At 66.3% G+C, this 22,738-nt stretch carries 20 protein-coding genes and 1 tRNA gene; 9 read left to right on the forward strand and 12 right to left on the reverse strand.

The genetic code is table 11. The annotated features are described in order from the left end of the window. Window positions 1-95 precede the first annotated feature (95 nt). Both trxA and rho read left to right on the forward strand, forming a co-directional pair. Complete coding sequence (gene trxA, locus AC1DFC_RS17845) at window positions 96-428, forward strand: thioredoxin TrxA (protein WP_007836664.1); 333 nt, start codon at window positions 96-98, stop codon at window positions 426-428. 182 nt (window positions 429-610) lie between these two features. Next, window positions 611-1,876, forward strand: coding sequence for a transcription termination factor Rho (gene rho / locus AC1DFC_RS17850; RefSeq protein ID WP_478179691.1), 1,266 nt, complete (start codon window positions 611-613; stop codon window positions 1,874-1,876). 54 nt (window positions 1,877-1,930) lie between these two features. Here rho and AC1DFC_RS17855 read toward each other — a convergent pair whose 3' ends face one another. Further along, window positions 1,931-2,998 (reverse strand): oxidoreductase, encoded by a 1,068-nt coding sequence (locus tag AC1DFC_RS17855; protein ID WP_478179692.1) that lies wholly within the window; start codon window positions 2,996-2,998, stop codon window positions 1,931-1,933. Window positions 2,999-3,179: 181 nt separating this feature from the next. Between AC1DFC_RS17855 and AC1DFC_RS17860 the strand changes: the two genes are divergently transcribed. The 3 genes from AC1DFC_RS17860 to AC1DFC_RS17870 all read left to right on the forward strand — a co-directional run bounded on the left by AC1DFC_RS17860 (window position 3,180) and on the right by AC1DFC_RS17870 (window position 6,604). Further along, on the forward strand, window positions 3,180-3,449 hold the full coding sequence (locus AC1DFC_RS17860) for a type B 50S ribosomal protein L31 (RefSeq protein WP_007836661.1): 270 nt from the start codon (window positions 3,180-3,182) through the stop codon (window positions 3,447-3,449). A 78-nt stretch (window positions 3,450-3,527) separates the two neighbouring features. Next, window positions 3,528-5,264: a hypothetical protein gene (locus tag AC1DFC_RS17865; protein WP_007836658.1), complete on the forward strand. Its 1,737-nt coding sequence runs from the start codon at window positions 3,528-3,530 to the stop codon at window positions 5,262-5,264. Further along, window positions 5,261-6,604 carry an MATE family efflux transporter gene (locus tag AC1DFC_RS17870; protein ID WP_007836656.1) on the forward strand — a complete coding sequence of 448 codons (1,344 nt, stop codon included), beginning with the start codon at window positions 5,261-5,263 and terminating at the stop codon, window positions 6,602-6,604. The genes AC1DFC_RS17865 and AC1DFC_RS17870 overlap by 4 nt, the downstream gene beginning before the upstream one ends. 13 nt (window positions 6,605-6,617) lie before the next feature. On the opposite strand, the gene phoR is transcribed toward AC1DFC_RS17870, so the two are convergent. The 7 genes from phoR to pstS all read right to left on the reverse strand — a co-directional run bounded on the left by phoR (window position 6,618) and on the right by pstS (window position 13,365). After that, entirely contained in the window at window positions 6,618-7,955 is a 1,338-nt protein-coding gene (phoR, locus tag AC1DFC_RS17875; RefSeq protein WP_478179693.1) for a phosphate regulon sensor histidine kinase PhoR, read from the reverse strand. A 44-nt stretch (window positions 7,956-7,999) separates the two neighbouring features. Further along, a complete protein-coding gene (phoB, locus tag AC1DFC_RS17880; RefSeq protein WP_007836652.1) occupies window positions 8,000-8,692 on the reverse strand; it encodes a phosphate regulon transcriptional regulator PhoB in 693 nt (230 codons plus the stop codon). Window positions 8,693-8,823: 131 nt separating this feature from the next. Then, window positions 8,824-9,525, reverse strand: a complete 702-nt coding sequence (phoU, locus tag AC1DFC_RS17885; protein ID WP_007836651.1) for a phosphate signaling complex protein PhoU — start codon at window positions 9,523-9,525, stop codon at window positions 8,824-8,826. Window positions 9,526-9,534: 9 nt separating this feature from the next. Continuing rightward, the gene (pstB, locus tag AC1DFC_RS17890) at window positions 9,535-10,317 is read right to left on the reverse strand and encodes a phosphate ABC transporter ATP-binding protein PstB (RefSeq protein ID WP_007836650.1); all 783 of its coding nucleotides are present in this window, start codon (window positions 10,315-10,317) and stop codon (window positions 9,535-9,537) included. Window positions 10,318-10,334: 17 nt separating this feature from the next. Continuing rightward, a complete protein-coding gene (gene pstA / locus AC1DFC_RS17895; protein WP_007836649.1) occupies window positions 10,335-11,219 on the reverse strand; it encodes a phosphate ABC transporter permease PstA in 885 nt (294 codons plus the stop codon). Beyond that, a complete protein-coding gene (gene pstC / locus AC1DFC_RS17900; protein WP_007836648.1) occupies window positions 11,216-12,298 on the reverse strand; it encodes a phosphate ABC transporter permease subunit PstC in 1,083 nt (360 codons plus the stop codon). Before pstC ends, pstA begins: the two co-directional genes overlap by 4 nt. 32 nt (window positions 12,299-12,330) lie before the next feature. Continuing rightward, window positions 12,331-13,365 carry a phosphate ABC transporter substrate-binding protein PstS gene (gene pstS, locus AC1DFC_RS17905; RefSeq protein WP_413331447.1) on the reverse strand — a complete coding sequence of 345 codons (1,035 nt, stop codon included), beginning with the start codon at window positions 13,363-13,365 and terminating at the stop codon, window positions 12,331-12,333. A 262-nt stretch (window positions 13,366-13,627) separates the two neighbouring features. Between pstS and AC1DFC_RS17910 the strand changes: the two genes are divergently transcribed. Further along, the gene (locus AC1DFC_RS17910; protein WP_007836646.1) at window positions 13,628-15,148 is read left to right on the forward strand and encodes a Ppx/GppA phosphatase family protein; all 1,521 of its coding nucleotides are present in this window, start codon (window positions 13,628-13,630) and stop codon (window positions 15,146-15,148) included. Window positions 15,149-15,154: 6 nt separating this feature from the next. Here AC1DFC_RS17910 and AC1DFC_RS17915 read toward each other — a convergent pair whose 3' ends face one another. From AC1DFC_RS17915 to AC1DFC_RS17930, 4 genes are all read right to left on the reverse strand, one after another. Next, window positions 15,155-16,003, reverse strand: a complete 849-nt coding sequence (locus AC1DFC_RS17915; RefSeq protein WP_478179694.1) for a hypothetical protein — start codon at window positions 16,001-16,003, stop codon at window positions 15,155-15,157. 199 nt (window positions 16,004-16,202) lie between these two features. Then, a complete protein-coding gene (locus AC1DFC_RS17920) occupies window positions 16,203-16,664 on the reverse strand; it encodes a SixA phosphatase family protein (RefSeq protein ID WP_413313111.1) in 462 nt (153 codons plus the stop codon). A gap of 19 nt (window positions 16,665-16,683) precedes the next feature. Beyond that, window positions 16,684-19,005 carry a polyphosphate kinase 1 gene (gene ppk1 / locus AC1DFC_RS17925; RefSeq protein WP_007836641.1) on the reverse strand — a complete coding sequence of 774 codons (2,322 nt, stop codon included), beginning with the start codon at window positions 19,003-19,005 and terminating at the stop codon, window positions 16,684-16,686. Continuing rightward, window positions 19,002-19,880 (reverse strand): GNAT family N-acetyltransferase, encoded by an 879-nt coding sequence (locus tag AC1DFC_RS17930; RefSeq protein WP_478179695.1) that lies wholly within the window; start codon window positions 19,878-19,880, stop codon window positions 19,002-19,004. The genes ppk1 and AC1DFC_RS17930 overlap by 4 nt, the downstream gene beginning before the upstream one ends. Window positions 19,881-20,018: 138 nt before the next feature. On the opposite strand from AC1DFC_RS17930, the gene AC1DFC_RS17935 reads away from it, so the two are divergent. The 3 genes from AC1DFC_RS17935 (at window position 20,019) to AC1DFC_RS17945 (ending at window position 22,633) form a co-directional block, all read left to right on the forward strand. Then, window positions 20,019-21,698, forward strand: a complete 1,680-nt coding sequence (locus AC1DFC_RS17935; RefSeq protein ID WP_413313109.1) for an FAD-dependent oxidoreductase — start codon at window positions 20,019-20,021, stop codon at window positions 21,696-21,698. 108 nt (window positions 21,699-21,806) lie between these two features. Further along, window positions 21,807-22,511, forward strand: a complete 705-nt coding sequence (locus AC1DFC_RS17940) for a glutathione binding-like protein (protein WP_478179696.1) — start codon at window positions 21,807-21,809, stop codon at window positions 22,509-22,511. Between the two features lie 45 nt (window positions 22,512-22,556). Beyond that, window positions 22,557-22,633: transfer RNA gene (locus tag AC1DFC_RS17945), tRNA-Pro, on the forward strand. Window positions 22,634-22,738: the final 105 nt, after the last annotated feature.

The raw sequence follows: 22,738 nt of genomic DNA on the forward strand, positions 1-22,738 counted from the left end.
CATAGCGTCCCCGCACGGCACGCCACCCCTTGGTTTCTGTCACAATGACCAGCACTTTAGCTGCACCGAAACTCTCTGCGCACAAGGACCCACACATGGCCAGCGAACTCATCAAACACATCTCCGATTCCTCCTTCGAGGCCGACGTGCTCAAGTCCAGCCAGCCCGTGCTGGTCGATTACTGGGCCGAATGGTGCGGTCCCTGCAAGATGATCGCCCCGATCCTCGACGAAGTGTCGGCCGCCTACGAAGGCAAGCTGAAGATCGCCAAGCTGAACGTGGACGAGAACCGCGACATTCCCGCCAAGTTCGGCATTCGCGGCATCCCCACGCTGATGCTGTTCAAGGACGGCCAGTTGGCCGCCACCAAGGTCGGCGCCATGAGCAAGGCGCAACTCACGGCCTTCATCGACCAGCAGCTCGCCTGAGCGATTTCCACCGGCCAGCGCGCAATGCGTTGGCCGGCGCGTTTTTCCTGTCATAATCTCCCACAGATCACCGGCCCTTTATCCAGGCAACCGGTTCGAGTTCCCCGGTTGGTGAGGCACCTCTCGCTTCACACCCAACCTCCCCCCGTTTTCCGTTCGATTACCCCGCGAGGGGTCATTCCATGCACTTAAACGAACTCAAGGCACTCCACGTGTCTGAAGTCCTCAAGCAAGCCGAAGCGCTTGAGATCGAAAACGTCGGCCGCATGCGCAAGCAGGAGTTGATGTTCGCGATCATCAAGAAGCGCGCCAAGGCCGGCGAACAGGTCTTCGCCGACGGCGTGCTCGAAATACTGCCCGACGGCTTCGGCTTCCTGCGCAGCCCCGACACCAGCTTCACGGCCAGCACGGACGACATCTACATCTCGCCGAGCCAGGTGCGCCGCTTCAACCTGCACACCGGCGACATGATCGAAGGCGAGGTGCGCACGCCCAAGGACGGCGAGCGCTATTTCGCGCTGACCAAGCTCGACAAGGTCAACGACGGTCCGCCCGAGCAGAACAAGCACAAGGTGATGTTCGAAAACCTGACGCCGCTGTTCCCCAAGGAGCAGATGAAGCTCGAGCGCGACGGCATCAAGGGCGACGAGAACATCACGGGCCGCATCATCGACATCATCGCTCCCATCGGCAAGGGCCAGCGCGCCCTGCTCGTGGCGCCGCCCAAGAGCGGCAAGACGGTGATGATGCAGCACATCGCCCACGCGATCAGCGTCAACTACCCCGACGTCCACATGATGGTGCTGCTCGTCGACGAGCGCCCTGAAGAAGTGACCGAAATGCAGCGCACGGTGAAGGGCGAAGTCATTGCTTCGACCTTCGACGAGCCCGCAGCGCGCCACGTGCACGTCGCCGAAATGGTGATCGAGCGCGCCAAGCGCCTGGTCGAACTGAAGAAGGACGTGGTGATCCTGCTCGACTCGATCACCCGCCTCGCCCGCGCCTACAACAACGTCGTGCCCTCGTCGGGCAAGGTGCTGACGGGCGGCGTCGACTCCAACGCGCTGCAGCGCCCCAAGCGCTTCCTGGGCGCCGCGCGCAACGTGGAAGAAGGCGGCTCGCTGACCATCATCGGCACCGCGCTGATCGATACCGGCAGCCGCATGGACGAAGTGATCTTCGAAGAGTTCAAGGGCACCGGCAACTCCGAAATCCACCTCGACCGCCGCCTGTACGAAAAGCGCGTGTTCCCCTCGATCCAGCTCAACCGCAGCGGCACGCGCCGCGAAGAATTGCTGCTGGCACCCGAGATCCTCCAGAAGACCCGCATCCTGCGTCAGCTCATGTACAACATGGACGAGATCGAGTCGATGGAGCTGATGCTCAAGAACATGAAGGCGACCAAGACCAATGTCGAGTTCTTCGACATGATGCGTCGCGGCGGCTGAGCACCACGCTCTTCCGCAAAAGCGCGTTGGCCCTCAAGGGCCGACGCGCTTTTTTCATGGGCGCTCGATGCGGATGGCGCGGCCTTCGACGGTGCTCTGGCGGCCGATGTCGAGCAACTCCATCAGCGCGACGGCCTGCTCGGGCGGCACGGGGTTCGGGCCGTGGCCGAGGATCGCGTCGCGGACCGCAGCGTAGTAGTCGACGTAGTTGCCTGGCCGCGTCGGCAAGGCGCGAAAGTGCGGCGCCCCATCGCTGCCGATCAGCGTGAGCTCGCCATCGAGCGGATCGGCGCCCCACCCCACGGCCGGCGGCCGCTGCCCGGCGCGCAGCGCATCCTCCTGGGTATCGACGCCATGCTTGACGTAGCTGCCACGCGTGCCGTGCACGATGTAGCGCGGCGCCGCATGGGCGGCGAGCGTCGTCGAATGCAGCACCACGCGCAGCGGCGCATGCGGCCCCTGCTCGTAGCGCAGCACGGCATGAAAGTAATCTTCGACCACAGCACCGTCGCGCAGCACGGCGGTGTCGAGCTGGATCGTGTCGGGCCGGCCAAAAAGCTGCACCGCCTGATCGACCAGATGGGCGCCCAGGTCCACCCACAGACCCGCCCCCGGCACGGCCTGCTCGCGCCAGCGCGCCTTCACCTCGGGCCGGAAGCGGTCGAAATGCGACTCCAGGTACACCGGCCGGCCCAATTCGCCGGACGCCAGGACATCCTTGAGGGTCAGGAAATCGGCATCGAAACGCCGGTTCTGATACACCGCCAAGACAAGGTTGTTGCGCTTGGACAACGCCTCGAGCTCCCGCGCCTCAGCCACATCGAGCGTGAAAGGCTTGTCCACCACCACGTGCTTGCCGGCCTCCAGCGCTGCCTTGGCGACCGGATGGTGCTGTGCATTGGGCGTCGCGACCACGACGAGGTCGATGTCGGCGCGGGCCACCAGCGCCGCCACGTCGGGCACCACGGGCACACCGGGCCAGTCGGCGTGCACTTTGTGCGGCTGCGAACTCACCACTGCGGCCAGTTCGAGCCCCGGAACGGCCGAAAGCACCGGCGCATGGAAGGTCTGGCCGGCAAAACCGTAGCCGACGAGGCCGGCGCGCAAAGGTGCGGAGGTCATGGAAGGGTTCCGTTTGCTCGAAAATAGGGCAGTATGCGATAATCATGGGCTCCGCGAAAAGTGCGGCTGGGCAGCTTCGCCCGGCCTCCTGGATTTCCCAGGGCAGCGCGCCAGACCATTGGCACGCTGGTGGCTCTCGCATCGACCGCGCATTGATTCCAACAGCGCAAAAGGAAAAACCATGGCAAAAGAAGGCATCCACCCGAATTACCGCGAAATCCTGTTCGTCGACATGTCGAACGGCTTCAAGTTCGTGACCCGTTCGTGCGCGAACACCAAGGAAATGGGCAAGACCGACGACGGTCGCGAGCTCCCCCTGTTCAAGCTCGACACCACCAGCGAATCGCACCCGTTCTACACCGGCACGCAGAAGTCGGTCGACAACATGGGCGGCCGCGTCGAGAAGTTCCGCAACCGTTTCGGCAAGACCACCGGCGCTGCTTCGAAGTAAGGCACGCGCTTTCGCGTCGAGGGCAGCCCGGTTTACCGCGCTGCCCTTTTTCTTTCTGAATTCCGCCTCTTTCGCCACTTGAACCAGCCCACCCCCGCGATCGTTGCCCAGAGTGCCGTGCGCCGGCTGCCGCGCATCGCGTTGCTTCTGCTGTGCGCGGCCTACCTGCTGCCGGGCCTGGTCGGCCGAGGCCCCTGGAAGAGCGCGGACATCACGGCCTTCGGCTACATGGCCGAACTGGCCCGCAGCACCGAAGGCATCGCGCGCTGGTTCGATCCTCTCCTGCTGGGCCTGCGCCCCGAAACGCCCGCGCTGATCCCGTACTGGATCGGCGCCCTGGCGATCAAGATCGCGCCGTCGTGGCTGAACCCCGACCTGGCCGTGCGAATCGCATTCGCGTTCCTGCTCTGGGGCACCTTCACGGCCAGCTGGTATGCGGTGTACTACCTGGCCCGCACGGCGCGTGCCCAGCCCGTGGCCTTCGCCTTCGGCGGGGAGGCACGGCCGACCGACTACGCACGCGCGATTGCCGACGGCGGCCTGCTGGCACTGATCGCCTGCCTCGGCCTCGCCCAGCTTGGCCACGAGACCACGCCCGCGCTGGCACAGCTGTTCTTTGCCTCGCACCTGTTCTACGGCGTGGCCGCACTGCCCTATCGCCGCGCGGGCCCGTTGATCGCACTGACGGTGGGCACCATCGGCATCACGCTGAGCGGTGCGCCCACCGTGGGGCTCGCGCTGGCCGTCGGCAGCGTGCTGTACATCGCCTACGAGCGCCGGCTCGCCATGCAGTCCGAGCGCGAGAACATCAACGACGAAGACAACGGCCCCGGCTACACGCGAGGCGCCCTCCTCGCGATGACTGGCATTACCGCGCTGGCGGCGGTGCTCGTGTTCGGGCTGAAGCTGCCGACATGGAAGATCACCGTGCTCGGCGGTTCGCTGCTCGGCGACGCACGCAGCCAGGCCAAGCTGCTGCTGTGGTTCACTTGGCCGGTCTGGCCGCTTGCCATCTGGACGCTCTGGCGCTGGCGGCGGCAGCTCACGGCACGCCACGTCGCGCTGCCCTTCTGGTTCGCGCTGGTGCCGCTGGCGGCCACCTGGACCACCGACTACTCCGACCGCTCGCTGCTGCTGGCGCTGCCTGCGTTCGCCACGCTGGCCGCCTTCGCCCTGCCCACCTTCAGGCGCAGCGCAGCGGCGCTGATCGACTGGTTCAACGTGCTGTTCTTCAGCGGCTTGGCCGTGCTCGGCTGGATCTACTGGGTCGCCATGCAGACCGGCGTGCCGCCCAAGCCCGCCGCCAGCGTGGCGCGGCTGGTGCCCGGCTTCGTGCCCGAGTTCTCTCCCATTGCCGTGGCTCTCGCGGCGGCCGCGACCATTGCCTGGTGCTGGCTGGTGCGCTGGCGCACGGGGCGGCACCGTGCCGCGCTCTGGAAGACGCTGGTGCTGCCGGCCGGCGGTACGGCGCTGTGCTGGATGCTGCTGATGACGCTGTGGCTGCCGCCCATCGACTACGCGCGCAGCTACGTGCCGCAGGTGCGGGCCGTGGCCGAACGTGTCGGCCAGCCGCGCTGCATCGCGGAACTCGCGCTCAGCCGCCCGCACATCGCGGCCCTGCGCCACCACGGCAACTTCAACGTGCAACCGCTGCTGCTGGGCACCGATTGCCCATGGTTGCTGGCGAGCCCAGAGACCATCGAGCGCCTGCACACCATCATTCCCTTCGACCAGTGGCGCTTTGCCGGCACGCTGCGCCGACCCAGCAGCGCAGCCGACGACCTCCTGCTCTACCAGAAGATCACGCCACAGTGAGGGGCGGCGAACGGGCCCTGATCGCGCGGCACGCGGGCACCGTGCTCGCCGGGCAGCTGGCCGTGATGGCTTTCGGCGTGGCCGACACCATCATCGCCGGGCGCTACTCCGAACAAGCACTGGCCGCCCTGTCGGTCGGTGCCGCCATCTTCGTCAGCGTGTACGTCTCGCTGATGGGCGTCCTGCAGGCACTGCTGCCGGTCTGGGCCGAACTGCATGGCGGCGGCCGCGCCGGCGAGGTGGGCCGCTCGGTGCGGCAATCGCTCTACCTGGCCGCCATTGCCATCGTGGCTGGCATGGCGATCCTGCTGCTGCCCGACGCGGCGCTGCGGTGGACCCAGGTGCCGGCTGCAATGCGCGGCGAAGTCGAGGCCTATCTGGCGGTGCTGGCCTTTGCACTGGCGCCGGCCCTGCTCTTTCGCCTGTTCAGCACGCTCAACCAGAGCCTGGGCAAGCCCCAGCTCGTGACATGGCTGCAACTCGGTTCGCTGGCCGTGAAGCTGCCGCTGTCGATCTGGTTCACCTTCGGTGGCGCGGGCCTGCCGGCCATGGGCCTCGTGGGCTGCGGCTGGGCCACGCTGTGCGTGAACTGGGCGATGCTGGGCTGCGCCATCTGGCTGTTGCGCAACCGCGCGTTTTATCGCGACTACGGGCTCTGGAAGCGCATCGAAGCGCCCGACTGGCAGCAGATCCGCAAGTTCGCGCGGCTCGGCGTGCCAGGCGGCTTGGCGGTGCTGGTCGAAGTGACCTCGTTCACGCTGATGGCCTTGTTCATCGCCCGCCTTGGCACGGCGGCCGCGGCGGCGCACCAGATCGCGTCGAACCTGCTGGCCGTGGCCTACATGACCCCGCTGTCGCTGGCCATCGCGACCAGCGCGCGCGTGAGCTTCTGGCTCGGTGCCGGGGATGCGGCCAGGGCCCGGCACGCCTGTCGCCTGGGCTTCGAGCTGACCGCGCTGTGCGCTTTGTTCTACGCCGCCGCCATGGCTGCGCTGCGCTACGAGCTCGCCAACGTGTATTCAGACAACCCCGCTGTGATCGCGATGGCCGGCGCACTGCTGCTGGCGGTGGCCATGTATCACTTCGCCGATGCGGTGCAGACCTTCTGCGTGTTCGTGCTGCGGTGCTACCGGGTCACGCTGGCGCCGCTGGTGATCTATTGCGCGATGCTGTGGGGACTGGGCCTCGGCGGAAGCTACCTGCTGGCGTACCGCGGACTTGGCCCCTGGGCGGCCATGCAATCGCCGCTGGCGTTCTGGATCATGAGCGCCTTCGCGCTGGCGCTGACGGCCCTGCTGTTCGGCGCGCTGCTGCGTTGGACGATGCGCCAGCGCGCTTGACAAGAGCTGCCTGCTACCTGGCCAGCACGCGCGCTTCCCGCACGCGCACTGCGGGAAACACCAGCGCAAAGCGCGAACCCTTGCCCACCGTGCTTTCGATGCGCAGCTCGGTGCCGTGCCGCTGTGCAATGTGCTTGACGATGGCCAGCCCCAGCCCCGTGCCGCCTGTCTCGCGCGAACGGCTGCGGTCGATGCGGTAGAAGCGCTCGGTCAGCCGGGGAATGTGCTCGGCGGCAATGCCGGGACCCGTGTCTTTCACCGCGTATTCGCCACGCCCGTCAGGCAGCACCCGCCAGCTCACCGCCACCTCGCCGCCGCCTGGCGTGTAGCGGATGGCATTGCTCAGCAGGTTCGACATCGCGCTCTGCAGCTCGGTCGGTGCGCCCGACACTTCGGACTCGGCTTCGATGGTGAACGACAGCCGGTGTCCCTGCGGCGCCACACGGCCCGACAGCCCGCGGCCCTCGTCTTCGCACTGTGCGAGCAGCGCACGAATGCGGATCCACTGGTTGCCCGAAGGCGCCGCGCTGCCTTCCAGCCGCGACAGCGTCAGCAGGTCGTTCACCAGCGTTTCCATGCGGTGCGACTGCTGCCCCATCAGCGACAGGTAGCGCATGCGTTCGTCCGCGTCGAGCGGCAGGTTCTGCAGCGTCTCGACGAAGCCCGCCAGCACCGTCAGCGGCGTGCGGATTTCGTGCGACACGTTCGCCACGAAATCACGCCGCATCGCCTCGGCCTGCTCCAGCGCCGTGATGTCGCGCGTCAGAAGCATGCGGCGGTTGCCGGCATAGGGATGCACCTGCACCGACAGCCGCACCAGGTGGGGGCGCTGATGCGAGTGGCCGGGTCCGGAGGCGTCGATGACCACGTCGCGGCTGTAGTTCCACGATGCAAGGTAGGCGACGAAGGCCGGATCGCGCACGAGGTTCGCCAGCTGCTGCGCAAGGTCGCGCTCGGCATCGATGCCGAACTGGCTGGCGGCCGTCTGGTTGCACCATTCGATGCGGCCCTGCTCGTCGAGCAGCACCACGCCATTGGGTGAGGCCTGGATGGCCGCGAGGAACTCCTGCAGCCGCTCTTCGGCTTGCCGCGTCTGCTGCTCGCGGTCGCGCAGCAGCTTGCGGATGCGCTCCGACAGCTCGCCCCACACGCCCGCTCCCCTCGTCGGCAGGCCCGCCGCGTCGTTGCGCAGCACCCGCATCAGCCGCTCGGCGCGCCAGGCATCGAGCACCAGCCAGAGCACCGCGCCCAGCCACGCGCCCAGCCATCCGAACTTCCAGCCAAAAATCGCGACAGCGCCCGCTCCTATTGCAAGGGACGCTATTAAAAAAGTAGCTATGCGAAAAGGCATGGCGGGCGATTATCCGCGCCCGCGGCCAAGGGACGCCACTGCGGTCAAACCGTGACTTGGGCGGTCAGCCGGTAGCCCGCTCCGCGGACGGTTTCGACCATCGGCGCCGCCGCACCCAGCGATTCGCGCAGGCGCTTGACGTGCACGTCGACCGTGCGCTCCTCGATGTAGACGTGGTCGCCCCACACCTTGTCGAGCAGCTGCGCGCGGCTGTGCACGCGCTCGGCATGCTGCATCAGGTAGGCCAGCAGCTTGAACTCGGTCGGCCCGACCTTCAGCGCGCCGCCCTGCCAGGTCACGCGGTGGGTGGAGGTGTCGAGCGCCAGTTCGCCGATCTCGACGCGCTCCGTCACCACTTCCGGCGCCCGACGACGCAGCACCGCACGGATGCGGGCCAGCATCTCCTGGGTGGAGAAAGGCTTGGTGATGTAGTCGTCGGCACCGGCATCGAGGCCGGCCACCTTGTCGGGCTCGTCGCCGCGCGCGGTCAGCATCAGGATCGGGATGGCCTTGGTGCGCGGGTCCTTGCGCCACTGGCGCGCGAGTTGCAGGCCGCTCTGGCCCGGCAGCATCCAGTCGAGCAGGATCAGGTCCGGCAGGAAGGCGTCGATCTCGCGTTGTGCTGCCGCACCGTCTTCAGACCAGATCGGCTCGAAGCCGTTGTGGCGCAGGTTGACGGCGATCAGCTCGGCGATCGAGGACTCGTCTTCGACGATCAGGACTCGGGGTTTCTTCATGTTATCTGCTCACTTGATGGTCGCCCCGGTCCCTTCCAGCGAACGTCGCGGAACCGGCTTTGCCGGGCCGCTGGCGTTGCCCCCTGCAAGGGGATTGGCGGCCACACGAAGTGGGCAAGCCTGGGGGTTTGTCATTGAAGCGCGGACTCGATTTCCTGCATCGAAGTGTGCCGCACATCGGCGCCCTTGACGATGTAGATGATGAACTCGGCAATGTTCTTGGCGTGGTCGCCGATGCGTTCGATGGCCTTGGCCAGGAACAACAGGTCCAGGCTGGCGGAGATGGTGCGCGGGTCTTCCATCATGTAGGTGACCAGCTTGCGCACGAAACCGTCGAACTCCTTGTCGATCAGGTCGTCGTCCTTCAGGATCGACAGTGCCGCGGCCGTGTCCAGGCGCGCGAAGGCGTCCAGCGCGGTGCGCAGCAGGCCCGAGGCCAGGTCGGCCGCGATGCGCAGCTCGGTCGTCGGCAGCTGGCGGGCCGCACCGCTCTCGATGATCGACTTGACCATGCGCGCGATCTTGTTGGCCTCGTCGCCCACGCGCTCGAGGTTGGCGGTGGTCTTGCTGATGGCGATCAGCAGGCGCAGGTCGCGGGCGGTCGGCTGGCGGCGCGCGATGATGGACGACAGCTCGCGGTCGATGTCGATTTCCATCGCATTGACGCGGTGCTCGGTCTCCATCACGCGGTCGGCGGCTTCGGTATCGAACTGCAGCAGCGCGTACACAGCCTGGTGAATCTGCGACTCGACCATGCCGCCGAGCTCCATCACGCGCGACGAGACGCCGTTGAGTTCGCTGTCGAACTGGCTGGAAAGGTGTTTCTCGGTCATGGTGTCTCCTTAGCCGAAACGGCCGGTGATGTAGTCCTCGGTTTCTTTGCGCTGCGGCTTGAAGAACATCTGTTCCGTCGCACCGAATTCGATCAGGTCGCCGAGGTACATGTAGGCGGTGTAGTCGCTGCAGCGGGCGGCCTGCTGCATGTTATGCGTCACGATGACCACTGTGTATTCATTCTTCAGCTCGGCGATCAGTTCCTCGATCTTCGCGGTGGAGATCGGGTCGAGCGCGGAGCACGGTTCGTCGAGCAGCAGCACTTCGGGCTTGATCGCGATGCCGCGCGCAATGCACAGGCGCTGCTGCTGGCCGCCCGAGAGGCCCGAGCCGCTTTGCTGCAGCTTGTCGCGCACTTCGGTCCACAGGGCGGCCTTCTTCAGGGCCCACTCGACGCGGTCGTCCATTTCGCTGGCCGAGAGATTCTCGAACAGCTTCACGCCGAAGGCGATGTTGTCGTAGATCGACATCGGGAACGGCGTGGGCTTCTGGAACACCATGCCGACCTTGGCGCGGATCAGCGCCACGTCCTGCTTGGAGGTAAGCAGGTTCTCGCCGTCCAGGGCGATGGTGCCTTCGGCACGCTGCTCCGGGTAGAGCTCGAACATGCGGTTGAAGGTCCGCAGCAGAGTCGACTTGCCGCAGCCCGAGGGGCCGATGAAAGCGGTGACCTTGTTCTCGGGAATCTCGAGGTTGATGCCCTTGAGCGCGTGGAACTTGCCGTAGTAGAAGTTCAGGTCCTTGACCGAGATCTTCGAGCGCGACGGTTGTTGTGCGACGGTGTTTGGCATGTTGTCTTCTTCTGGATTCAGTGTTTGGTGCGCGTCAGGACCCGCGCCAGGATGTTGAGGGCGAGCACGGCAATCGTGATCAGGAACACGCCGGCCCATGCCAGCTGTTGCCAGTTCTCGTACGGGCTCATCGCGAACTTGAAGATCGTGACCGGCAGGCTGGCCATCGGCTGGCTCACGTCGGCGGTCCAGAACTGGTTGTTCAGAGCGGTGAAGAGCAGCGGCGCGGTTTCGCCCGCGATGCGCGCCACAGCAAGCAGCACGCCCGTGACCACACCGGCGCGTGCAGCGCGCAGCGTGATGCTCAGGATGACCTTCCACTTCGGCGTTCCCAGCGCGTAGGCCGCTTCGCGCAGGCCCGGCGGCACCAGCTGCAGCATGTTCTCGGTGGTGCGGATGACCACCGGGATCACGATCAGTGCAAGCGCCAGCGCACCGGCCAGGCCCGAGAAGGTCTTGAAATAGGCCACCACCACGGCATAGACGAACAGGCCGATCACGATCGACGGCGCCGACAGCAGGATGTCGTTGACGAAACGCGTGACGGATGCGAGCCAGCCCTTGGGGTTGTACTCGGCCAGGTAGATGCCGGCCATGATGCCGATGGGCGTGCCCACGAAGGTGGCCAGCGCCACCATCACGAACGAACCGAAGATCGCGTTCGCGATGCCGCCCACCTCGTTCGGCGGCGGCGTCATCTCGGTGAAGGTGGCGATGGCCAGGCCGCCCACGCCCTGGCGCAGCGTTTCCCAGAGGATCCACACCAGCCAGAACACACCGAAAGCCATCGCAGCGAGCGACAGCGTGAGCGCGATCTTGTTGACGCGGTTGCGCGAAGCGAACCGGGCCTGGCGCGTTTCGGCAAGCGCCTTGGCGTTCAAGAGGTTTTGAGCGGTACTCACGATTTGGTTCCTTCGCTCTTCTTCATCTTGGCCAGCAGCATCTTGGAGAGCGACAGCACGACGAAGGTAATGAAGAACAGCACGAGGCCGAGGTACATCAGAGCAGCCTGGTGCAGGCCCGCGCCGGCTTCGGCGAATTCGTTGGCGAGTGCCGAGGTGATGCTGTTCGCAGCCTCGAACACCGACAGCGAGTTGAGTTGGTTCATGTTGCCGATCACGAACGTGACAGCCATCGTTTCACCCAGCGCCCGGCCCAGGCCGAGCATGATGCCGCCGATGACGCCGGCCTTGGTGTAGGGCAGCACCACCTTGGAGACGACTTCCCAAGTGGTCGAGCCGAGACCGTAGGCCGACTCCTTCAGCAGCGGCGGCGTGACCTCGAACACGTCGCGCATCACCGAGGCGATGAACGGAATGATCATGATCGCCAGGATGATGCCGGCCGACAGAATGCCGATGCCCACCGGCGGGCCGGAGACCAGTGTGCCGAGGTAAGGCACGCCGCCCAGCAGCTTCTGCAGCGGCTGCTGCACCCAGGTGGAAAGGATCGGCCCGAACACCAGCAGGCCCCACATGCCGTACACGATGGAGGGCACCGCCGCCAGCAGTTCGATGGCCGTGCCCAGCGGGCGCTTGAGCCAGCTGGGTGAAAGTTCGGTGAGGAAGAGCGCAATGCCGAAGCTCACGGGCACCGCGATCACCAGCGCGATGATCGAGGTGGCCAGCGTGCCGTAGATCATGACCAGGCCGCCGTACTCGTCCTTGACCGGGTCCCACACGCTGCTCGTGAGGAAGCCGAGGCCGTACTTCGAAATGGCGGGCCAGGCGCCGGCGATCAGCGACAGCAGGATGCCGATGAGCATCGCGAGCGTCAGCAACGCGGCGCCCTTGGCGGCCCAGCCGAACAGCCGGTCGGCCATCGGGCCGGAGCGCGCTGCCTTCACGGGCGGCGGAGGGGCGGTGGCACGACCGCGCTCGGCCGCAAGGTCGAGGGAGGTGGCAGCGGCGGGAAAGGTGGATGACACAGGTCGCTCCGGCAAAGACGAGAGCGGCGCGTCCTGGAGCGAGGGTTTGCTCATGGACACGCCGTTCTTCTGGACTGATGGGTGGATTACTTGAACGCGACGGCCTTGCCCGACGCATCCTTCACTTCACCCCATGCCTTGGCGATGGTCGCCTTCACGGCGTCGGGCATCGGCACGTAGTCGAGGTCGTCGGCCGTCTTGTCGCCGCTCTTGTAGGCCCAGTCGAAGAACTTGAGCACGGTAGTGGCGTTGGCGGGCTTGTCCTGCACCTTGTGCATCAGGATGAAGGTGGCACCGGTGATGGGCCATGCATCCTTGCCGGCCTGGTTGGTCAGCACCTGATAGAAGCTCTTGTTCCAGTCGGCGCCGGCGGCGGCGGCCTTGAAGGCCGAGTCGTCGGGCGACACGAAGGTGCCGGCGGCGTTCTGCAGTTGGGCGTACGTCATCTTGTTCTGCTTGACGTAGGCGTACTCGACGTAGCCGATCGAGTTGGGCAGGCGGTTCACGAAGGCTGCGACGCCTTCATTGCCCTTGCCGCCCGCGCCGGTGGGCCAGTTCACGGCCGTGCCTTCGCCGACCTTGCTCTTCCACTCGGCATTGACCTTGCTCAGGTAGTTGGTGAACAGGAAGCTGGTGCCCGAGCCGTCGGCGCGGCGAACCGGGGCGATGGCGGCGTCGGGCAGGTTCAGCGAACCGTTCAGCGCCTTGATGGCGGGGTCGTTCCACTTGGTGACCTTGCCGAGGTAGATGTCGCCCAAGACCTGGCCGTTGAGCTTCAGCTCACCGGGCTTGATGCCGGGAATGTTGACCACGGGGATCACGCCGCCGATGACGGTGGGGAACTGCATCAGGCCCTTGGCCTGCAGTTCGTCGTCCTTCAGGGGAGCGTCCGAAGCGCCGAAATCGACGGTCTTGGCTTCGATCTGCTTGATGCCGGCGCCCGAGCCGACCGACTGGTAGTTGATCTTGACGCCGGTGGCCTTGTTGAAGTCGGACGCCCACTTGGCGTACAGCGGTGCCGGGAAGCTGGCGCCAGCGCCGGTCACGTCCTGGGCGAAGGCGGAAATGGAGAACACCGCGGCCACCAGGCCGGCTGTTGCAAATTTGAACGTCGTTTTCATGAAGCTTCCTTTAGAAGTAAGAAGTAGTCCCTTTTTTGGGCTTGAACGGACTCTAGAAAGCTTGTGTGACATCGGTGTGACACCTCTCTGTCGAGGGAAAATGCCTTCGTTTCCCCCGCGATCCATGTGACGCTGTCACGCAACCGTCATGGTCCGCGCCTAGCCTTGCGAACCTCGCTGTCGCGCGAATCTGGAGGCTGCGCGCTCTGTCACGGCGCTACGATCAAACACAACAAGACACCCGCCTTCTTCTCGGAACCACATGCAAAACGGCACCCGCCTCGCAGCAGTCGACCTGGGCTCGAACAGCTTCAGGCTCGAAATCGGACAGGTCGATCACGGCCAGATCCACCGCACCGAATACCTCAAGGAGACCGTGCGCCAGGGCAACGGACTGGACAGCGCGCGCAACCTCACCACCGAAGCCATGCAGCGCGGCTGGGACGCCCTCGCTCGCTTCGGCGAGCGGCTGGCCGGCTTCAAGCGCTCGCAGGTGCGAGCCGTAGCCACGCAAACGCTGCGCGAAGCACGCAACCGCGAAGAGTTCCTGCTGCGTGCACGCACCATCCTGGGCTTCGGCATCGACGTGATCCCGGGCCGGGAAGAGGCCCGCCTCATCTATCAGGGCGTGGCGCACATGCTCCCGCACACCGACGCATCCGAGCGCGAGCGCCGGCTGGTGGTCGACATCGGCGGGCGCTCCACTGAAATGATCATCGGCCACGCGCTCGAGGCCGAACTGGTCGAGTCGTACCGCGTCGGCAGCGTCGCCTGGTCGATGAAGCACTTCGCCGAGGGCCAGTTCACGCCCGCAGCCTTCCGCGCCGCCGAAGTGGCCGCCAAGGCCGTGCTCGACGATGCGCTCGGCAGCTACACCCGCGACCAGTGGGACGTGGCCTACGGCGCCTCGGGCACCATCGGCGCGGTCGGCGACGTGCTCGCTGCCGCGGGCGCCGAATCGGGCCTGGTCACCCGCGAAGGCCTCGACTGGCTGCTCGACCGCTTGCTCAAGGCCGGCAGCGCCGACAAGCTGCGCATCGACGGCATGCGCGAGGATCGCAAGGCCGTGATCGGCGGCGGCGTGAGCGTGCTGCGCGCGGTGTTCGACCTGCTCGGCATCGAGGAGATGAAGGTGGCGCAGGGTGCATTGCGCCACGGCGTGCTCTACGAGTTGCTGGAACGCGACGAGAGCGTGGCCGACATGCGCACGGCCACCGTGGCCCGTCTGGCCAGCCGGTTTTCGGTCGATGCGGCCCAGGCCAAGCGCGTGGGCGAAACGGCCGCGTCGCTGTTCGTGCAGCTCTCCCCCGCCGCGCGCGGCGGCAGCACGTCGAGCCGCGCCGGCCGCGCATTGCGCAAACTGGGCTGGGCGGCGCAGCTGCACGAGATCGGCACACTGGTCTCGCACAGCGACTATCACAAGCACGGCGCCTACATCCTCGACAACACCGACGCGCCCGGCTTCGCGGTGAACGAGATGCACGCGCTCGGCCAGCTGGTGCTAGGCCAGCGCGGCAAGCTGCGCAAGCTCGAAATCGCGCTGGACGACGAGACCTTCGTCATGCAGCTGCTGTCGCTTCGGCTCGCGATCATCCTGTGCCATGCACGCCGCGATCCCGATCCGCTCGCGCTGCATCTCGCGGCATTGGGCGCCAGGGCTTTCACGATTGCCTGCGCGCCCGACTGGGCCGAGGCCTACCCGCAGTCCGCACACCTCCTGCGCGAAGAAGTGCAGGCCTGGCAGAAGACCAGCACCTGGCGCGTGGAACTCAGCGGGGCCTGAGCCGCTTTACTTGGGATCGGGGCCAACCGTCCGACCGGCTGCCACATGGGCCATGCGAGGCTCGTCGTCCCCGAACATGCCGGCATAGGCAGGCTGAACGACCTGGGCAAGCCCTTGCCTCAGCCCTTCCCGGGCAACCGCGGGGTCATTGAGCAGGCCGTCATACCGGAAGTAGGTCGGCTGACTCAAATCGGAGGTATGGCTTGCCTGGTAGAGGACAGCCTGATGCTCGTCTCTCAGCAACTGCTCGACCGCCACGATGGGCTTGAAGCTCGAAGTCGCATCGGATGCCCCATAAGCAGTCGTGATCCGCAGGATCAACGTGCTGTAGCCGGGGGTCGGCTGGAGTTCCGGCACCTGCATCTCGGGGAGCTTTCCAGTCGCGCGCATGAAAGGCGTCAGCTTCACCTCGCGGCCGCCGTCCCGCAGGCGCGCCGCCAGCCGCTCTGCGAAATAGCTGTTGAGCCCCATGGGCACACCGCTGTTCCTCACCGCAGCCGTGAACTCCTTGCTGCGCCGGTCCGTGCGGTCGGCCGTCGTCATCCGGCTGTTGGTGTCGATGCCAAGTGCCAGCAGCGCGCCGATAGGCCCCAGGAACCCGGCAAAGCTCGTCAGCCCCGAACCACCGCCATCCACGACGATCAGTTCGTCCTCCTGGTTGTAGATGATTTCGACCTTCGCCACCGACCGGGCGGCATCGTGGCGGGCCTGCAGCGCAGGCGGGGGCGTGTCCGTCGCGCACCCTGACACAAGGGCTGCGGCAACAAGCAGGGGAGTCAGCGTTTTCAACGACATGCCTGCGCTTTCCCGCAGCAGGTTCGTGAAGCTTCTTGGCGAGAGGTTGAGCAGTTTCATGCGTGTTCCCCAGTGAGGTGGCCGACTGGCAATGGCCTTTCCCCTCATCGGGGCCAAGCGGACTGCCGTGGAGTCACTGTAGAAATTGCGCCGCTTGCGCACATGAGCGGTGCGCCCCTTTTCCAGGGAGACAAGCGCCCCGCCCCACTCGGTCTGCAACCATGACAAAGCGCCTGCCCGGAAGCGGCAGGCCGGGGGGCTAGATGAGCTCGGGCGACTGCACCGTGACGACGACGGTCTGCACGTCGCCGTCGCGCTCGCGCGTGCGGATCCACCACAGCGCGCCCTTGCGCACCGGGCAGCTGTCCTGCTTGAGGCCGAGCAGGAGCGAGATGGCCTGCCCCACCGAGGGCTGGTGGCCGATCATCAGCACCACCGATTTGCCGTTGGGCCAGCCGGCCGCACCGAGCAGCGCCTCGGGCGTGGTGTCGGGCGCGAGTTCCGAACGCAGCTTGTACTTGCGGCCCAGGGCCAGCGCGGTCTGCTCGCAGCGCCGCGCGGGGCTGCAGATGATGCGCGTGCCGTCGGGCAACTGGCGGTCCAGCCAGCCGGCCATCCGCTTGGCCTGCTTCTCACCGCGCGGGGTGAGCGAGCGCTGCATGTCGTCGCAGCCCTCGGTCCAGTCCTCGGCTTCGGCGTGGCGCCAGAAGATCAAGTCCATGGTCATGGTCCTTCGTGCGTCAGTTGCTGGATGCATCGCGCAGATGCCCTCGTGAAGCATAGCGGTTCATGAGCGCAGACTGCGCACCATGAGCCTCGATGGCGCGCGCCACGCCGTCCTCGCCCGGATGCGTGTCGTGGTCGACGCGCGTGTAGATGCCGTCTGCACCCAGGTCCCAGGCATCGCGCCCGTCGTGCAGATAGGCCACCAGGCATTCGTCGATCAGCCGCTGGCGCAGCGCGGCGTCCGTCACGGGCCAAGCGAGTTCGATACGCCGCATCATGTTGCGGTTCATCCAGTCGGCACTCGACAGGTACAGCGACTCGTCCTCGCCGTTGCGGAAATAGAAGACCCGCGAATGCTCCAGGAAGCGCCCGATCACCGAGCGCACGCGGATGTTGTCGGTCAGCCCTGGCACCTGCGCGGGCAGCGTGCACGCACCGCGCACGATCAGGTCGATCTTCACGCCCTTCTGTCCCGCGCGGATCAGCGAGGCGATGATCTCCTCGTCGGTCAGCGCGTTCATCTTGGCGACGATGCGCGTGGGGTGGCCTGCCGCAGCGGCCATGCCCAGCGCATCGATCTGCGCGGTGATGTTCTTGTGCAGGTCGAACGGCGCCAGCCACATGCGGTTGAGTCTGGGCAGCCGGCTCTGGCTGGCCATGTGCACGAACACCGCTTCCATGTCGGCCGTCAGCAGCGGGTCGGCCGTGAGGTGGCTGATGTCGGTGTAGAGCCTGGCCGTGCGCGGGTTGTAGTTGCCCGTGGACAGATGGCCGTAGCGGCGCATCTGCTTGCCCTCGCGCCGCGTCACCAGCAGCATCTTGGCGTGGGTCTTCAGGCCGACCACGCCGTACACCACCTGCGCGCCGATCGACTCGAGCATCTCGGCCCAGTTGATGTTGGCCTCTTCGTCGAAGCGTGCCTTCAGCTCCACCACCACCGTGACTTCCTTGCCGCGGCGCACCGCTTCGCGCAACAGGTCCATCAGTTCGGAATCGGTACCCGTGCGATAGATGGTCTGCTTGATCGCCAGTACATGCGGATCGAGCACCGCTTCGCGAAGGAACGCAAGCACGCCCTCGAAGCTCTCGAAGGGCTGGTGGATCAGGACGTCGCCGCGCTGCAGTCGCTCGAAGAACGACTGCGCCGGCGACAGCGTGACCGGGTACGACGCCGGGTATGGCGGAAACCGCAACTGCGGCTCCTCGAGCAAGTCGGCCAATTGCGTGAGCCGTGCCAGGTTGACCGGCCCGTGCACGCGGTACAGGGACTGCAGCGGCAGGTTGAACTGCGCCAGCAGAAAGCTCGCGAGCGACTCGGCGCAGCTCGCCGACACCTCCAGTCGCACGGCCTGCCCGTAGTGGCGATGCTGCAGCCCCTGGCGCAAGGCGGTGCGCAGGTTCTTCACGTCTTCCTCGTCCACTGCCAGGTCGGAATGCCGAGTGACGCGGAACTGCGAAAAATCGCCCACCTCCCGCCCCGGGAACATGCTGGCAAGGTGCGCACGCACCACGCTCGACAGCGCCACGAAGAGCGTCTTGCCGTCCGACACCTTGGCCGGCATCTTGATCAGACGCGGCAGCACGCGAGGCACCTTCACGATCTGGATCGGGTTCTCGCGCCCGAACGCGTCCTTGCCACCCAGCCGCACGATGAAGTTGAGCGACTTGTTGGCCACCTGCGGAAACGGATGCGCCGGGTCGAGCCCGACCGGGATCAGCAGCGGGCGCACCTCGCGTTCGAAGTATTCGCCGACCCACTTTCGCTGCGCCGGATTGCGCTCGCCGTGCGAAATGATGTGGATGCCGTGCGTGGCAAAGGTCGGCATCAACTCGTCGTTGTACAGCGCGTACTGGCGCGCCACGAGCTTGTGTGCCGCTTCGGCCAGCCGCTCGAACGACTCGACGGTGTAGACGCCCTTGCGGTCGCCGGCGCTGCCCGCGATCAGGTGCGGCGCGGCGCGAACCTCGAAGAACTCATCGAGGTTGGAAGACACGATGCAAAGGTAGCGCAGCCGCTCGATCAGCGGCACCTCGGGCCGATGGGCCCAGTCGAGCACCCTTTCATTGAATGACAGGATGCTGTGGTCGCGGTCGAGCAGCGTGAACGTGGGCGCCGCGACGGCTGGCGACCGGTCTGCGGGGGCGAGTGACATGGGCACTGATTCTGGAGCAAGCGGCACGGGAGCACACGTAGGCGGAAATATGACAGTGTCGATGTCATTTGTGACGCTCTCATGACATTCTCGTGACGCCACCGCCGCCGTCTTGTGGGGCTCCATCATGCCCGGAGACAGGGCGGGCAACCCGTTGTGGGACGGGGCAGCCGCCGGCTTCATGCGCCCAGGAAATGCTTGCGGTAGCGCGCCGGCAAATCGTCGATGCGCATCAGCATCGGCAGGTCGGCCGCGTTGAAGTCCGGGTCCCAGGCCGGCGCGCCGAGCACCTTGGCGCCCAGCCGCAGGTAGCCCTTGATGAGCGCCGGCGGCTCCACGTCGAGCGTGCTGTCGAGACGCTCGACCGGCAGCGGCAGGCGGGGCTGCACCTGGTACTGGATCGGCGCCAGGTGCTTGGCCGACACCTGGCGCCAGATGCTGGCCGCCGCGTCGCCGTTCGTGACACCGTTGTGTGACATCGGAATGCTCGCGCAGCCGATCATCGTGTCGAGCTTGTTGCGATGCATGAAGCCAGCCAGTGCACCCCACAGCGCGAGGATCACGCCGCCCTGGCGGTGGTCGGGATGCACGCAGCTGCGGCCCAGCTCGACCATGCGCTCGCGCAGGTCGCGCAAGCGGGTGAGGTCGAACTCGGTGTCGCTGTAGGTGCTGCCGACGCGGCGGGCCTGGGCCGGCGTGAGCACGCGGTAAGTACCGATGACCTGCTGCGTCAGCTCGTCGCGCACCAGCAGGTGTTCGCAGAAATCGTCGAACAGGTCGATGTCGTGGCCGGCCAGCGGCGAGGAGACCCGGGCGCCCATTTCGCCGACGAACACGTCGTAGCGCAGGCGCTGGGCAGCTCGCACGTCGTCCAGGTGACGGGCCCAGCCCACGGTGATGCCTTGCTTGGTATCGGCAACCGGCGGCAGGATGACAGCAGGCGCCTGGGGCACCGACGTGCGGGCAACGGCAGGCACACCGGTTGCGGGAGCGGGCCACAAGGCCGCGCGCAGCCCGATCTGTGAAAGCGGAAACGTCGGGTTGGGCAGTTCTTTCATGGGGAACCCTTTCTGCCGAGGGAGTCTCCGCACCTGCCATGAAGCGCGCGTGTCAGGAAGATTGCAGCCGCATGACGGTGTTGCGCCGCGCCGCTTCGTCGTTTAATGCAGTGGATTCGCGACATGGAGTTTCCCCACATGGCCCTCGACGCAAACGGCACCGACAGCAACCGCCTTCACCAGACTTTTCCTGTCCTCAGTGACACCGAGATTGCGCGCATTGCGCGCTTCGGCACCGTGCAGCAGTTTGCGCGCGGCAGCCGGCTCTTCACCGCCGGGGAAACCGGTCCCGGCATGTTCGTGCTGCTCAAGGGCGTGGTAGCCGTCACGCAGCGCGACGGCCTTGGCCACGTCGTGCCCATCGTGCGGCAGGGGCCGGGCGAATTCCTGGCCGAAGTCGGCCAGTTGAGCGGCCGCCCCGCCCTGGTCGATGGCCATGCCGACGAAGACGTCGAGGCGCTGCTCGTCTCCCCCGCGCAGTTGCGCGCGTTGCTCGTGGCCGAAGCCGACCTGGGCGAGCGCATCACTCGCGCGCTGATCCTGCGGCGCGTGGCGCTGATCGAGTCCGGCGCCAGCGGCCCGGTGCTGATAGGCCAGCCGCAGTCGCCCGACATGGCACGGCTGGAGAACTTTCTTCGCCGCAACGGCTATCCATATCACCTGGTCGACGCCGCCGAAGACCCCGACGCCGCCGCGCTGCTTGCGCAATACGGCGCCAGCAAGCTGCTGGCCGTGTGCCCCGACGGCTCGGTGCTGGTCAACCCGGCTGACGACGCGCTCGCGCGCTGCCTGGGCATGGTCGACACCGCCGAGCGCAACGAGTTGTTCGACGTGGCCGTCGTCGGTGCCGGGCCGGCAGGGCTCGCCACCGCCGTCTATGCGGCCTCCGAAGGCCTGCGCGTCATCGTGCTCGACTGCCGCGCCTTCGGCGGCCAGGCGGGCGCGAGCGCGCGCATCGAGAACTACCTGGGCTTTCCGACCGGCATCTCGGGGCAAGCGCTGGCGGGCCGGGCTTTCGTGCAGGCGCAGAAGTTCGGCGTCGAGATGCTGATTCCAGCCAAGGTGGTGTCGCTCGACTGTTCGCGCGACAACGCCCTCGACAGCCTGGCCGTTGCCCTGGCCGATGGCCGCACGATCCATGCGCGCACCGTCGTCATTGCCAGCGGCGCGCGCTACCGGCGTCCCGAAGTACCGCGTCTCGCCGAATTCGAAGGCCGCGGCATCTGGTACTGGGCCTCGGCCATCGAGGCGAAGATCTGCGCGCAGCAAGAGGTGGCGCTGGTGGGCGGCGGCAACTCGGCGGGACAGGCGGCGGTGTTCCTGTCGCGCCACGCGGCCAAGGTCAACGTGCTCGTGCGCGGCCCGTCGCTGGCCGCCAGCATGTCGCGCTACCTGATCGATCGCATCGAGGCCACACCCAACATCTCGCTGCAGCCCCACACCGAGCTCGTACGCCTGCACGGCGACTCCGACGAAGGCCTCACCGGAGCGACATGGCGCTGTCACACCAGCGGCGCCGAACATGACTGCCCGGCGCGCAACATCTTCCTGTTCGTTGGCGCCGAGCCCGAAGCCTCGTGGCTCGAAGGCTGCGGGGTGGCCGTCGACAAGCACGGCTTCGTGCTCACCGGCGCCGCCGCGAGCAGCGGCTTTCCGGCGCGGCCGGCCGCGGCGCTCGAATCGAGCGTGCCGGGCGTATTCGCCGTGGGCGACGTGCGATCGGGTTCGGTCAAGCGCGTGGGCGGCGCCATCGGCGAGGGCGCGGCCGCGGTCGCGCTGATCCATCAGCACCTGTCGCAGGCCTCGGCCGTGGCTTGAGGCGCGCATCCATCCGCCAAGCCAGGCCAAACACTTGCGCCCCGCACGCGTTCGAAAGGCCGCGTATATGCTGCCGGGCTCGCATCACATCACGGAGTGCAAGTAGATATGCCCGCATCACCCATCGAGGTCTATTCCTGGCCCACGCCGAACGGCCACAAGGTTCACGTCATGCTCGAGGAATGCGGCCTGCCGTACCACGCGCACCCCGTGAACATCGGCAAGGGAGATCAGTTCGCGCCCGAGTTCCTGCAGATCAGCCCGAACAACAAGATCCCCGCCATCACCGACCCCGACGGTCCCGATGGCAAACCCATCTCGCTCTTCGAATCGGGCGCCATCCTCGTCTACCTTGCGGGCAAGACCGGCAAGTTTCTGCCCACCGGCGATCGCGAACGCTACGACGTGCTGCAGTGGCTCATGTTCCAGATGGGCGGCGTCGGCCCCATGCTCGGCCAGGCGCACCACTTCCGCCTGTACGCACCCGAGAAGATCGCCTATGCCATCGACCGGTACAGCAACGAAGCCAAGCGCCTGTACGGCGTGATCGACAAGCAGTTGTCGAAAAACAGGTTCATTGCCGGCAAGAGCTATTCGATTGCCGACATTGCAATCTTTCCATGGCTTCGCAGTTGGGAGAACCAGGGCATCACCCTCACCGAGTTTCCGCACCTGAAGGCCTGGTTCGACGGCATCGCCGCGCGCCCCACCGTGCAGCGCGGCGTGAAAGTGCTGGCCGACCTGCGCCAGCCGATCACCGGCGACAAGGAGCGCGAGATTCTTTTTGGCAAGACGCAGTACGAGAAACGCTGAGAAGTCCGAGAAGAGCCAATATCCGGGCTAGAATCAAAGGCTTGTCGGGGTGTAGCGCAGCCTGGTAGCGCATCTGGTTTGGGACCAGAGGGTCGAAGGTTCGAATCCTTTCGCCCCGACCATAGAAAACGCAATGCGGACAGTCACTCAAGTGGCTGTCCGCATTTTCGTTTCTGCGTGATGGTGTCCCTGTATGCCGTCGGCAGTGTTCACTTCGGGTGCGGGCC

It is taken from the genome of Variovorax sp. 10L421, assembly GCF_056395365.1.

What these genes read in the sequence shown, in the direction of transcription:
- ppk1 (WP_007836641.1), bottom strand. Translation starts at nt 19,005, where the DNA reads ATGAAGCCGGCGGCTGCCCCGTCCCACAACGGGTTGCCCGCCCTGTCT.
- phoB (WP_007836652.1), bottom strand. Translation starts at nt 8,692, where the DNA reads ATGAAGAAACCCCGAGTCCTGATCGTCGAAGACGAGTCCTCGATCGCC.
- AC1DFC_RS17915 (WP_478179694.1), bottom strand. Translation starts at nt 16,003, where the DNA reads ATGAAACTGCTCAACCTCTCGCCAAGAAGCTTCACGAACCTGCTGCGG.
- pstS (WP_413331447.1), bottom strand. Translation starts at nt 13,365, where the DNA reads ATGAAAACGACGTTCAAATTTGCAACAGCCGGCCTGGTGGCCGCGGTG.
- pstC (WP_007836648.1), bottom strand. Translation starts at nt 12,298, where the DNA reads ATGAGCAAACCCTCGCTCCAGGACGCGCCGCTCTCGTCTTTGCCGGAG.
- rho (WP_478179691.1), top strand. Translation starts at nt 611, where the DNA reads ATGCACTTAAACGAACTCAAGGCACTCCACGTGTCTGAAGTCCTCAAG.
- pstB (WP_007836650.1), bottom strand. Translation starts at nt 10,317, where the DNA reads ATGCCAAACACCGTCGCACAACAACCGTCGCGCTCGAAGATCTCGGTC.
- AC1DFC_RS17940 (WP_478179696.1), top strand. Translation starts at nt 21,807, where the DNA reads ATGCCCGCATCACCCATCGAGGTCTATTCCTGGCCCACGCCGAACGGC.
- AC1DFC_RS17860 (WP_007836661.1), top strand. Translation starts at nt 3,180, where the DNA reads ATGGCAAAAGAAGGCATCCACCCGAATTACCGCGAAATCCTGTTCGTC.
- AC1DFC_RS17935 (WP_413313109.1), top strand. Translation starts at nt 20,019, where the DNA reads ATGGCCCTCGACGCAAACGGCACCGACAGCAACCGCCTTCACCAGACT.
- phoR (WP_478179693.1), bottom strand. Translation starts at nt 7,955, where the DNA reads ATGCCTTTTCGCATAGCTACTTTTTTAATAGCGTCCCTTGCAATAGGA.
- AC1DFC_RS17920 (WP_413313111.1), bottom strand. Translation starts at nt 16,664, where the DNA reads ATGGACTTGATCTTCTGGCGCCACGCCGAAGCCGAGGACTGGACCGAG.
- AC1DFC_RS17910 (WP_007836646.1), top strand. Translation starts at nt 13,628, where the DNA reads ATGCAAAACGGCACCCGCCTCGCAGCAGTCGACCTGGGCTCGAACAGC.
- phoU (WP_007836651.1), bottom strand. Translation starts at nt 9,525, where the DNA reads ATGACCGAGAAACACCTTTCCAGCCAGTTCGACAGCGAACTCAACGGC.
- AC1DFC_RS17855 (WP_478179692.1), bottom strand. Translation starts at nt 2,998, where the DNA reads ATGACCTCCGCACCTTTGCGCGCCGGCCTCGTCGGCTACGGTTTTGCC.
- AC1DFC_RS17930 (WP_478179695.1), bottom strand. Translation starts at nt 19,880, where the DNA reads ATGAAAGAACTGCCCAACCCGACGTTTCCGCTTTCACAGATCGGGCTG.
- trxA (WP_007836664.1), top strand. Translation starts at nt 96, where the DNA reads ATGGCCAGCGAACTCATCAAACACATCTCCGATTCCTCCTTCGAGGCC.